7 protein-coding genes are annotated in these 12,449 nt (G+C 41.4%); 1 reads left to right on the top strand and 6 read right to left on the bottom strand.

The window, feature by feature from the left end; genetic code table 11:
• Positions 1-270 precede the first annotated feature (270 nt).
• On the top strand, positions 271-1,644 hold the full coding sequence (gene nhaD, locus AABK40_RS02785) for a sodium:proton antiporter NhaD (protein ID WP_338397589.1): 1,374 nt from the start codon (positions 271-273) through the stop codon (positions 1,642-1,644).
• Between the two features lie 883 nt (positions 1,645-2,527).
• On the opposite strand, the gene AABK40_RS02780 is transcribed toward nhaD, so the two are convergent.
• The 6 genes from AABK40_RS02780 to AABK40_RS02755 all read right to left on the bottom strand — a co-directional run bounded on the left by AABK40_RS02780 (position 2,528) and on the right by AABK40_RS02755 (position 12,439).
• The gene (locus AABK40_RS02780) at positions 2,528-3,028 is read right to left on the bottom strand and encodes a hypothetical protein (RefSeq protein ID WP_338397588.1); all 501 of its coding nucleotides are present in this window, start codon (positions 3,026-3,028) and stop codon (positions 2,528-2,530) included.
• Positions 3,029-3,257: 229 nt separating this feature from the next.
• Complete coding sequence (locus AABK40_RS02775) at positions 3,258-4,313, bottom strand: SusE domain-containing protein (protein ID WP_338397587.1); 1,056 nt, start codon at positions 4,311-4,313, stop codon at positions 3,258-3,260.
• A gap of 57 nt (positions 4,314-4,370) precedes the next feature.
• A complete protein-coding gene (locus AABK40_RS02770) occupies positions 4,371-6,062 on the bottom strand; it encodes a RagB/SusD family nutrient uptake outer membrane protein (protein WP_338397586.1) in 1,692 nt (563 codons plus the stop codon).
• A gap of 20 nt (positions 6,063-6,082) precedes the next feature.
• Positions 6,083-9,112 carry a SusC/RagA family TonB-linked outer membrane protein gene (locus AABK40_RS02765; RefSeq protein ID WP_338397585.1) on the bottom strand — a complete coding sequence of 1,010 codons (3,030 nt, stop codon included), beginning with the start codon at positions 9,110-9,112 and terminating at the stop codon, positions 6,083-6,085.
• A gap of 522 nt (positions 9,113-9,634) precedes the next feature.
• Positions 9,635-10,750 (bottom strand): SusE domain-containing protein, encoded by a 1,116-nt coding sequence (locus tag AABK40_RS02760; RefSeq protein WP_338397584.1) that lies wholly within the window; start codon positions 10,748-10,750, stop codon positions 9,635-9,637.
• Between the two features lie 51 nt (positions 10,751-10,801).
• Positions 10,802-12,439, bottom strand: coding sequence for a RagB/SusD family nutrient uptake outer membrane protein (locus AABK40_RS02755; RefSeq protein ID WP_338397583.1), 1,638 nt, complete (start codon positions 12,437-12,439; stop codon positions 10,802-10,804).
• Between the last annotated feature and the right edge of the window lie 10 nt (positions 12,440-12,449).

Here is a 12,449-nt window from a genome sequence, read left to right as displayed (position 1 = left end):
TCAGCATCCAAAATGATCTATTGGATGCTTTTTTTTCGTCAAAAAAGGTAGTAAAATTTAACTTCAAACAAATCTATTTCTTTTATATCCAAAAACATTACTATGACGAATAAGGATGTAATATGGAATAGTATTTGACCCTTGATCTTAAAATTTCATTATTTACGTACTACAATTTAGATTTCTTCAGCTTATCAACCGCTCGTGCAATCCTGAAAATTAAGCCTTTGAGAGGGGAAACTTGCTGAGCTGAAGTTAACGCTTACTTTTATGACGGCATTTTACTTAATGGTGGTGGTGTTTGTGATCGGGTACATCCTGATTGCAACAGAACACTCCAACGGACTTGACAAGGCGGCAACTGCCTTGGTAATGGCTATGGTCATGTGGACGCTCTACGTGGTTTTTGGCAAAGAAATTATTGGTTTGAACTTCTCCTCGGAGTTTGAACATTTTCAGCACTTACCTCACCATGGTGGGCTGATCAACTTTATTGCTCACAACTCCCTGATGGAACACCTTTCGGAAGTCTGTGAGATTCTTGTATTCCTGATCGGCGCCATGTCGATTGTTGAGGTGGTCGATCGCTACCAGGGTTTTGAAATCATTACCGATGCCATTGAAACAACCAAACCGTTCGTGTTGGCATGGATTATTTTCTTCCTTTCTTTCTTCTTGTCTGCTCTTTTGGATAACCTGACCACTACAATCGTGATGATTGCCTTGATCAGAAAATTCACAAAACACCAGGAAACCAAATGGTTGCTGGCCGCTATTGTAGTGGTTGCTGCCAATGCCGGAGGGGCCTTCTCTCCTATCGGAGACGTTACAACGATTATGCTTTGGATCGGTGGCCAAATCACTGCTGCCAAGATCATCACGGGTATCTTCTTGCCTTCATTTGTAAGTTCTATCATCCCTACGGTCGGTATCAGCTACATGCTGAAGAAAATGCCTCCTATGGTCGCTGAACTGCAACACGACAAAGTGGAAATCCCTCAATCTATCAAATTGACCATGTTGATTTGTGGTGTTGCCGCTTTGGTATTTGTGCCAATCTTCAAAACATTGACCGGTCTTCCTCCATTTATGGGAATGTTGTTAGGCTTGGGTATTCTGTGGATCATCTCTGATCAAATCCGTAAGAAACACCCAGAAGATCACGCTTTCAACGCACACATGAAGGTTTCTGATTTGGTAAAAACCATCGATATTCCTACCATTTTATTCTTCCTCGGTATCCTGTTGGCCGTTGCTTCTTTGCAATCTGCCGGCCACTTGGAAGTACTGGCCAAATGGATGCAATCTAAAGATTTGTCTGTTCCTGTAATGGATGGTGCTATTGGGGTACTTTCTTCTATTGTTGATAATGTGCCGTTGGTTGCTGCCGCAATGGGTATGTACCATATTTCTGCTGCTGGTGCTACTGGTGAGCTTGCTCATTTTGTACAAGACGGTCAGTTCTGGGAATTATTGGCTTACTGTGCGGGTACTGGTGGATCGATCCTGATCATTGGTTCAGCTGCTGGTGTTGCTGCGATGGGTATGGAAAAAATTCCTTTCGGATGGTATATGAAAAAAATCTCTCTATGGGTATTGATCGGCTACTTTGCTGGTATGGGTCTTTACTTGGTAGGGCTATAAAATATAATAACACCTGTTTTTGATTAGAAGCGCCTCGCGAAAGTGAGGCGCTTTTTTTTGTAAGTTTTGGTTTGAGAGGAGTCAAAAGACCATGATTAACTTGATTTAAAGGATTAACATGATTTTGTATCAGACTAAGGTTATCACGAGAGGGACTCTCGCGATAGCTGAGTGAGATCCTTTCAAAAAATCTGTGCAATCTGCGGACAAATAAATACACTATGTGTTTCCTCAGCGCTTACGCAGGTATAGCTCATGAAAGCGCTGACCGATGTGTCTGCCCGAATCATTACAAAATTTGGGTGGTTAGGATACACACGCAGGCGCATCCGCAATGTCATTAAGTTAGGAAATAATCGATAACTTAAGCGTAGTTATAGCGCTATTGAATGTCTAATCTTAGGGAATGGGAAGGTGTATGATTAGCAAGATCATTTTATATGCATTTAAACTATTCGTTTTTATATCCCGAAGGGATTACATAACACAGCGAGGGGTAAAACCCCTCGAAATATCGCCTCTACAATCAATAACCCTGAAAGGGTGCAATTCTTTATTTGTATAGAAATTTATATTACGCCCTTTCAAGGCTCAGTATTTCGTGAGCCATTTTCCCGGGGTTAGCACCCCGGGCTAAGTTATTACACCCCTTCGGGATTTTCTTTACTTTAGTAAATATTGACTCAAATTAATACAAACTGCCAAGCAATATACCCTTTAACTTAATGACATTGGGTGCATCCGTACAGCTTACGGAATAATCTTTTGTGCTAAATTTATAGCAATGAATTATGCGACAGCTGAGAGACGTGTTGATAGACCTCCTAAAAAATCTGTGGAAATCTGTGCAATCTGCGGACAAATAAATACACCATGTCTTTCCTTAGCGCTTATGAAGGTAAAGCTCATGAAAGCCGAAATGCTCATCTGCCACTGCATCCTCAATTTTAAAGGTCAGGCGAATAATCTGTGTGGGCTGATCAAGCGATACCGTTCCGCCTTCGTAGACAAACTCCACCAAAGGAAAAAGAATATTTATGCCAGCATCCTGAAAGGCAACGCGCCCTCCGTTTACACTCCACGAGCTTCCCAGTTCCACCCCCTGAGGCAAAGCGTTGGTACCTAATCGGCCTCCAAAACCATCAAACTCTGGCTCGAGGTCAAAGCGCAGGATCATATCTTTAAAGGGGCTTTGGGTATGGCGTTCCTCAACGACCATCCATTCACCGTTGATACCTTGCGCCATTTTGAGGTCAGACATCGAGCCACGGATATCGTCATTCTGGCGAGGCTGCTGAGGCGAAGAGTGCGGAAAAGGGTCATGGGTTGCATCGTTACAGGCAAAAGCAAAGAGCAACATTACAAGGGCGAAAATTTGATTCATTCTTAACATAGCTGATAAAAGTTTTGGTTCAGCCTTCACTATCCCAAAGCAGTGCCAGAAATCCAAAACTCCCCATATGGCTCCCATTGAGCATTTTCGAACTTCCCCATGATAAAAGTGGTGTTCGCTTATCGAACAGTATTGTATCAGTATCGAACAATTTTAAAATTTTTGGGCATAAAAAAACCCACCGCTATGGGTGGGTTTTTATTGATTATAAGCAGCTTGCTTATTCCATTTCTTTAACCGTCAATGAGCTATCATCTAAGTCCACAATCATTTCAAAGTCCGTTGTAGCATCTTTGAAAACGATATTGCCACCATCTTCTGCAAATGTTGCACCCGACAAAGTAACTTCATTATAACCTAAAGCATCATCCCAACTACCAATTTTTGTGATAATTTTAAATTGCTCATCAGTCACTAATTGGAAACGACCTCTATAAATGTTATCATATAGATTGTACAATGGGAAATTTTCTGATGCATTATCCCAACCTACTTCAGTACCTGTTTTGATAAACATTTTAACAGCACCTGTTTGAATCGACTGCTTATTCATGTCTACAATCAACTGATAGTTACCTGAAGCTCCTTCAAACTTCATATTACCGTCACCTGTAATGTCATCACTTTTTGTTGTAAAGAAGTCTCCCCCTTTATCATCACCCCATCCTTTTGTTGGAAGAATTTTGAACTCTTCATCTTTTTCCAAATAGAAATTACCAACAAAAACACCTGGGTCTGTTTCATACAATTGGAATGTTTGGTCATCATTTTCGTTCCAATCTTGTGCACTACCTACCTTAAAGATGTGCTGAGGAGTAACACCTACCAAAATTGGCGTGATCGTTACTTCTGAGGTATTAGATTGAATAGACTCACGACCTGTAAAGTTTGAGGTTACGCAAACCTTCACCTTAGTAGGAACACCTGGCTCCATACCAGCGGCCAAACATGCATTGTTAAGTGCTTCGTATTTTACTGAAGCAGTAAGGCCAGAAACAGTAACTACATTTACTGATTTATTGCCATTAATTAATTGTACTGAATAGTGAGGGATAACCGCTAAACCGTACTCTGCTTTTGTCCATTCAAATGAAGACCATTCTTCATCAAACTGGCTTTTTTTGATTTGATAAGCTTCCTGATCAAAAGAATGATCCATCTTCGGAGCTACATAATCGTTTGAATCAAGACGAGGGTAAGACAGGTCTTCGCTACAGGCCGAGAACATCAAAACGCTCCCAAGCAATAGCATCATTAATTTATATCCGTATTTCATGATAATATCTTTAAAAAATTTTGCGAAGGGGTGACTTAACACCCCATTCTTAAAAAATTAATAATTTGGGTTACGCTCCAAGTTAGGGTTAGCTACCTGGTCAGCAGAAGGAATAGGGAACAATTTATATTTTGCCTCAATTGAAGCCCCTTGCGCTGTTCCGCCTTTAAATGGCCAGATGTAAGCGCCTCCTGTAAATTTACCGAAACGGATCAAGTCAGTACGACGGTGACCTTCCCAGTATAATTCACGAGCGCGCTCGTCCAATAACCAATCCAAGGTTACATTCCCTGCCGTAAGTGTTGGCGACAAGCCTGCTCTTTCCTGAATTTTATTAAGATTTTCCAAGTGAGCAGCAGATACTGCCTTACCCTGACGAAGATCAAGCTCAGCCAACATCAAGTACACGTCAGAAACACGGTATACAGGAATGTTATTCTCTACACGGTCCGTTTTACCATCATTAGATGCATAATGCCCAGTGCTTGTCATGTTTCTGAATTTACCGATACCATATCCTTGGTCAGAATCTGAAAGTTCAGTAATAGTACCATCACCTCTGTTATTCGTGAAAAGCAATTGCTCTTTAGCTACACGCTGATCGTTTGTCATGTCAAATTTGCTCATCAGTGCAGTTGTCGTTCTGTTACCAGACCAACCACCTGTTACTCCAAACTCTTGCGCACTCATTGTGTTATTACCACCCAATACAGAACCACAAACCAAGAAAGTACTTCCACCAAAAGTTTGCGTACTGTTTGCTGCATAGTTAATCGAGAAAATAATTTCCTGATCTCTCATCCAGTTATCAGACATAAACAATACTTGATAAGGGGTGAAATCCTGACCGTTGTTTACTTTAATCGGATTACCGTCTTCATCTTTCAAATCATTTGCATTGATTCCTTTTTCGGTATTCAAAGCGTGATTTGCAGCTACTTTCTCCAAAAGCGTTTCTGCTTCTGCATAGTAGGCGTTATTTTTTGAACCTAAAATTACTTCGTGGTTCAATAGCATTTTAGCCAATAGTGTACGGGCTACATCTTTAGTAACCTCGCCGATCATTCCAGTTTCAGCCAAATCATTTCCAGCAATAATGTCTTCCAATTCACCTTTCAAGTAGTTGAAAAGCTCATCTCCGCCAAGCTGACCCCATGATGGTGGCAAGAATGCACCAACACCATCTTCTTCTGTTACTTTAGGAATGATGTTTCCGTAAAGTTCCAAACCATTGTAGTAAGCAAAAGCCCGTAAAGCGCGCGCTTGTGCTATATATTTAGGTGCTTCTTTCCAATCTGGTTGCATCAAGGCTTTCGACTGACGAATGAACTCGTTAGACAAAGTCACCTGAAACATGATACGGTAATACATGGCTGTTACCATTGAGTTTGAAGCTGTCCAGTTGGATCTGTTCAATGAAGGGATTCCTGGGTCACCCCATCCGTTCACGGCTTCGTCTGTTGGCAATTCCTGCAACATCCAATAGCCACGCCAGTAAGAGGAAGCTCCCTCATCGATACCATCAATATCACCATCTCCGGCAGGGCCACGCTGCCCTGTTACTGCCAGACCGGCATAAATTTTGGCCAAACCTTGCTGCAAGTCTGCTTCATTTTGATAGACTTTATCAGCGGTATCCAAGTTAGGATCAATCGGTTTTACATTCAGGTCGCCAACACAAGAAGTGAAGGTCAAGGCAATCAACAAAGTGATTGCCGTTAAGATATTATTGAATCTGTTCAATTTCATTGCGGTATTACTTTAAAAAATTAGAAAGTAAGATTTACACCCAACATGTATGTGCGAGGACGAGGATAGAAGTTGTTATCCATTCCACCAAATACTTCAGGGTCGATACCATCATAAGGAGAGATCACAAATGCATTGTTCACTGTTGCGTAAACACGAGCGTTAGTACTTGAGCCCATTACATTGAAGAAGTTGTAACCAATCATGATGTTATCCATTCTCAAGAAATCTGCTTTCTGAATGAAGTAATCTGACTGGAAGAAGCGGTCTTCGTTGATGTTACCAATAAACCCTGTGTTGTAAATATCACTGTGAAGGTTGTTTACAAAAGTGTTACCTGTTTGAACGTTCGTGAATTTAGCATTTTTGGCAACAACGTTGTTGTAGTTGTAGATTCCCAAGTTAGCACGCAAAGCCATAGAGAAATCCCAGTTTTTGTACGTTAAGTTAGTCGAGAATCCTAACATCCAATCTGGCTGGAAGTTCTTGTCAGAAATGTACTTGTCATCCTCATTAATTTGACCATCACCGTTACGATCAACGAATGCATCCTCAATTGGGCGACCGTTAGCATCGTATACCTGCTCATAAACATAGTAAGAGAAAGCAGATGAACCTGTTGCGTGAATTTGAGCAGTTTGCCCTGTTGCGCCATCAATACCACCTACTAAAACACCTTTGTAAGAAGGATCATCAACAGCAGTCAGCTTAGTAATTTCGTTATAGTTACGTGTAGCGTTGAAAGACAAGTTCCAGTTCAAGTCTGAAGTCTGGATCGCTTTGTAGTTCAATGACAATTCGAAACCTTTATTAACCATAGACCCAACGTTGGTGATTACCTGATTACGGAAGTTTGTACCTGCCGCTACTGGAATCTGATTTAATAGATCTGTTGTATTTCTATGGTAGACATCCAATGAACCTGAGAATTTCTCATCCATGAAGCCATAGTCAATACCCACGTTGGTCGTCTTTGTTGTTTCCCATTTCAGGTTAGCATCGTAAGCATTTGGTCGCAATGTATTGATTGGCACCATTGTTCCAACGCCGTCTTTTTTATAGAAAACATATTGAGCAGAAGATAATCCTCTTGAGTATGTACCGAAAGATGGGTAATCAGAACCTACATCTTGCTGACCAGTTACCCCCCAACCTGCACGCAATTTCAAATTAGAGATAAGGTTTGAATTTTTCAACCAACCGTCTTTTTTGAAGTTATATGCTGCTGCAAATGATGGGAACAATCCCCATTGGTTATCACCACTGAATCGAGAAGAACCATCATTACGCAAAGTAGCTGTTAAATTTAAACGCTCTTTGAAAGTCAGGTTGGCACGACCGAAGAAAGACACCAAGTAGTTTTCAGAACGACGAAGGATTTCCTTGTCATCACGGTGCGTACCATCAGCAAATTCGTTGGTGTCGAAAGTTTCCCACCAGAAGTGCTGCCAAGAATAACCACCCATTACCTCAATACGAGAATCAATGGCAGTGATATCTTTATTGTATTGCAAGTAGAAATCCAATAGTTCGTTTTTCTTCTCTTGCTCGTAAGTTGAGTGGAAACCACCTTTGTTGAATGACTCTACATCAAACACACCCAGCGGATCAATGATTACATCACCATTACTTTTTGAGTGATCGTAACCTAAGTTCAAATTCGCTTTCAAGTCTGGCAAGAAATGGAATTTATAATCCATTGACAAGTTACCAATCAAGCGGTTAACATTAGATCTGTTGTCTTTTTGCTCCAATAAAGCCAATGGGTTTTTAGGAGAAAGTACGTTAGGGTTGCCATCACTGTCTTCCCATGCAAAGTAACCACCATATTTTTGATCGTCGATCATTACTGGCTTAGTAGGATCAAAAGAAACTGCTGCGCCAATTGCACCATCATCAGCAAACTGATTTTGTACATTAGAGTATTTTGCATTCAAATTCACTTTCAAGTGATCGTCAAAGAACTTAGGAGACAAGTTCAAACCTACAGTTGTACGATCCATTGAGGAAGTTTTCAAGATACCTTCGTTATGGTTATATCCCACAGAAACACGGTATGGCAACACTTCACCTACAGTTCCACCTACTGCTACGTTATGCTCAGTAGAAACTGCTGTTTGGAAAATTTGATCTTGCCAGTTAGTGTCAAACATCTGACGCTCACCATCAGGACCTGTTACACCCATAAATGCATTGAATCGGTTTTCCTCACCGTATTTTGCATTCACAGCATCTTGGTATTGTTGTGCGTTCAATACATCCAATTTTTTCAATGGAGTAGAAACCGACACATTTCCTGTATATGATACAGAGAAGTCTTTTGTACCTTTCTTGGTCGTGATCAAGATTACACCATTCGAAGCACGAGAACCGTAAATTGCTGTTGCCGAAGCATCTTTCAGTACGGTGAATGTCTCAATATCATTTGGGTTAATCGTAGAAAGTGGGTTAGGCATACCCGCAGTTTCACCATTATCGATCGGCACACCATCAATAACAATCAATGGATCATTCGATGCCGTCAAAGATGAACCACCACGAACACGGATCGTTGCACCAGCACCTGGAGCACCACCGCCAGTAGTAATCTGTACACCGGCTACTTTACCATTCAACAATTCCTGAGGAGAAGTAATGGCTCCCTGGTTAAAGTCGGAAGCATTGATAGATTGAACAGAACCTGTTAAATCTTCTTTCTTTGCAGAACCGTAACCGATAACAACTACTTCGTTAAGGCTTGTAACATCTGTGGCCAATTTCACATCGATGTTCGTTTGGCTACCCACTTTGATTTCCTGTGGTTGGTAACCAACAAAAGAAACCAAAAGAGTTGATTCATTAGAGGCCTCCAGTTGGAAGGTTCCTTCAAAATCAGTGATTGTTCCTGTGGCTGTGCCTTTGATCAAGACATTGGCTCCTGGAATTGGTTCGTTGTCTTCTGCGGAAACTACCGTTCCGGTAATTACCTTTTGTGCGAATGCCATCACTGAAAAAAATGTGAAAAGCACTGCCAGCGAAAACACTCTACGCAATTGGTAGTATTTTGTCATAGCTGTTGGTTGAAAATTAAAAATTTGGAAAAATAAAAATTCATTAAAAAAATAAGTATTGAACTTATTTGTAAAATCATCACCAATAGCGCCTGTTTTTACGAATATCTTAAAAGCGGGCAGCTTTCGATCTGATTATTTATTCAATTTTAAATAGAATTCCTCGCTTATCCTTTTTTCATCTATCACTAATGCCTAAAAATCAATGCAAACGATTTCGGAACATTCTCTAAGAAAAGTTTAAGCCTAAACCAATGCATCAAAAAAACACAATCGGCAAAATATCCCTTAATATCACCACTAAAGGCTATTTTACATGATACAAGTCAATAGGCGTACTTTACATAGACATTTTTTAACCTGAATATAATCCTGACGCTACGCGCTTAATTCGAGCTAAATACAATACCCTTTAAACATTATCACTCATTTAAGAGAGGTAAAAGCAAAAAAGGCAGCCTGAAACAGACTGCCTTTTCTAATGACCGAAGTCGAATAGGTTATAATGGTATTTTGAAAGAATTACAACGCTTCCGCCTCGAAGGTTCCTTTATCTCTATCAATTGTCAAGCGGTATTGACCAGAAGTGCCATCAAAGTGGATATTATCATCACCAGAGAATCCTTTAGGTTTGGTTGCGAAGTTACCACCATTAACCTGATCTCCCCAGTCACCCAACTTGCTTACAAATTTGAAATCTTCGCCTTTCTTCAACTCTACCACAGCAGAGAATACTGCGCCATACAAGTTAAACACAGGGAATACCGTTTTAAAGCCTGGCTTGTTTGAATCGTTCCAATCATTTTCAGAACCAACTTTATAAAGTGCTACAACATCGTCAGCGTTGATTTTTAAAGTTTTTGCATTGGTGTCAATGGTTACTTGATACATTCCTGTTTCACCAGTGAATTGAATGTTACCACCATTTTCTTTACATGAATTTGGAGCACCACCAGACAATTCATTAAAACCATAACCATCCCAACTACCAGGAGTTGAAAGAATTTTAAACTGTTCGTCTTTTTTCAAATAGAAGTTACCAGTGAACACACCTTTCTTCAATTCATAAAGAGGGAAACTTTTGTCATCATCATTTTTCCATGAGCTGTTTTTAAGCGCATCCCCTACTTTGAACATATGGTCAGGAACAGTACTCAAAGGTTTAAATGGCGTTACCTTGATGGTTTTTACTTTAGAAACTAACGTCTGGCCATCAATGGCAGTTCCTTTGATGTCCAAGACTTCAGAAACCACGAAGATATTCACTTCAGCTTCCTGCTCAGGTACTACGCCCAACTCAATCAAAGCGGCGTTCAATTCACCAACGGTAACATCTTCGGAAGCGGCATGAGGGTCCTCCACCTTCACAACGGTTTCTGCTGAATCCGTTTCGTTTTTCTTCAGTGCTACCTCGATCTTATAATTGGCAGCTACGGCCAAACCATAATCAGCAGGAGTCCATTCTACTTTTCCCCAAACATTATTGATGTCTTTCAACTCCAATACAGAGGAAGGCGCGATATCAGAAGTAATTTCCGGATGCGTAGGCTCCCCGTTAAGGGTCAATTGATCTTCATTATTACATGCGGTGGCCATCAAACCAGCGGCTACCAGCACATAGGCTAAATATTTTTTCATGATCATTAAATCGATAATGGAAGCCCCCTGCAAGCAGAGGGCTAAAATAAATTAGTAACCCGTGTTTTGAACCAAGTTGGTGTTCGCACCAGTATCCGCAGATGGGATTGGGTACAATACCGAGCGTGCAGGCAAGTCTTTGCCTTCAGCCACACCACCTTTAAATGCCCAGTCCAATCCTTTTACAAATTTGTGGAAACGGATCAAATCGGTACGGCGGTGACCTTCCCAGAACAATTCACGCTGACGTTCATTCAGGATGAAGTTCAAATCCATGGTACCTGTATATGGCGCTGCATGTGCACGGGTGCGCAAGTTGTTTACCAAAGCCTGGTGTGCTGCCGATACCGCACCATCGATGCGCAAATCAAATTCCGCCAACATCAAGTAAGCATCTGCCAAGCGGAATACAGGAATTTTTGTTGAAGCAAATACACCATCGTTATTTTTACCTTCAGAACCATCCTGTTGAATATTTTTCCACTTAATGACCGCATAACCATCGGTAAACTGCGTGTTATTTTCGATCTCAAGGTTTTGCCCTTCGGTGAAGAACATTTTACCACGATCATCATTACCGTCTTTTTGCAAGTTTTCTACCATTGTTTTGGTCGTACGGTTACCAGCCCAGCCAGAACCAATACCTACCAATTTTTTGGCATCCATTTTACCACCCGTTGCGGCAGCAATCAAGTAAGTCGTACCACCCCAGTGGGTCATGTTGATACCATCAGAGGAGATGGTGAAGATTTGCTCTTTTGCAGTCTTTTCGTTGTCTGCCATGAACAAGCGGCTGTAAGCGTTCGACTCGTAGTTGCCTACTTTTCCGCCATCAGTATAAAGTGAATAGCCACCTTCTTGCATCATTTTTTCCAAATAGGCACGACCTTCTTTGAAAAGCTCCACATCTTTATGACCCAAGTAAACTTCACTGTTCAAGTCCAATTTGGCCAACAACATGTAAGCAGCGCCTTTGTCGGCACGGCCCAACCAGGCAGTACCCGCATCTTTCAATACTTCATCTTTATTGTCGCCTTCACCTACAATGGCTTTCAATTCCGAATGGATGTAATTGAACAACTCAGGACCACGAACGTTTTCCCCTGCTGGCTTCGGCATGAATTTACCGATAGGATCTTTTTCCGTTACGAATGGTACGCGGTTACCGAAGAAGTCCAAGGCGTGCCAGTAAGAGTATGCGCGCAAGAAGCGGGCCTCTGCTTTCCACTCCGCCAAATCCTGATAAGTACTGCCGTCCAATTTTTCTGCCTGACGCAAGAACTCATTGGTTGCGGTGATCTGATAATAAATACGGTTGTACAGACCTGCCACGAATGGATTGTCTTTGGTCCATGTACCGTAAGTCATCTGAGGAGCTCCTTCGTCCGTCCAGGTGTTTTTCACCTCATCGGTAGGGAATTCTTCCGCATTCCAGAACACCCGCCAGTACTGCGTTCCTCCTTCGTCGCCACCACCAAGGTCGCCACCAGCAGAACCGCCCTGACCTGTATTGGCCAAACCAGCATACATTTTAGTAAGGTAAGAGAAGTATTCTCCTTCAGAGTTGATCGAAGTCTTTTGACTTGGATCGATTGGCTTGATGTCCAGTTTATTCAAACAGGAAGTCAAGGTAGTGGCAGCAAAAATTGCTACCACCATCATTTTTTTATTGAAAAATAAAGATTTCATATCTTTCAGG

The organism is Persicobacter psychrovividus (genome assembly GCF_036492425.1).
GTDB lineage: Bacteria > Bacteroidota > Bacteroidia > Cytophagales > Cyclobacteriaceae > Persicobacter > Persicobacter psychrovividus.
The sequence above is the reverse complement of the archived record's forward strand: the minus strand, read 5'-3'. Positions and strand labels throughout refer to the sequence as shown.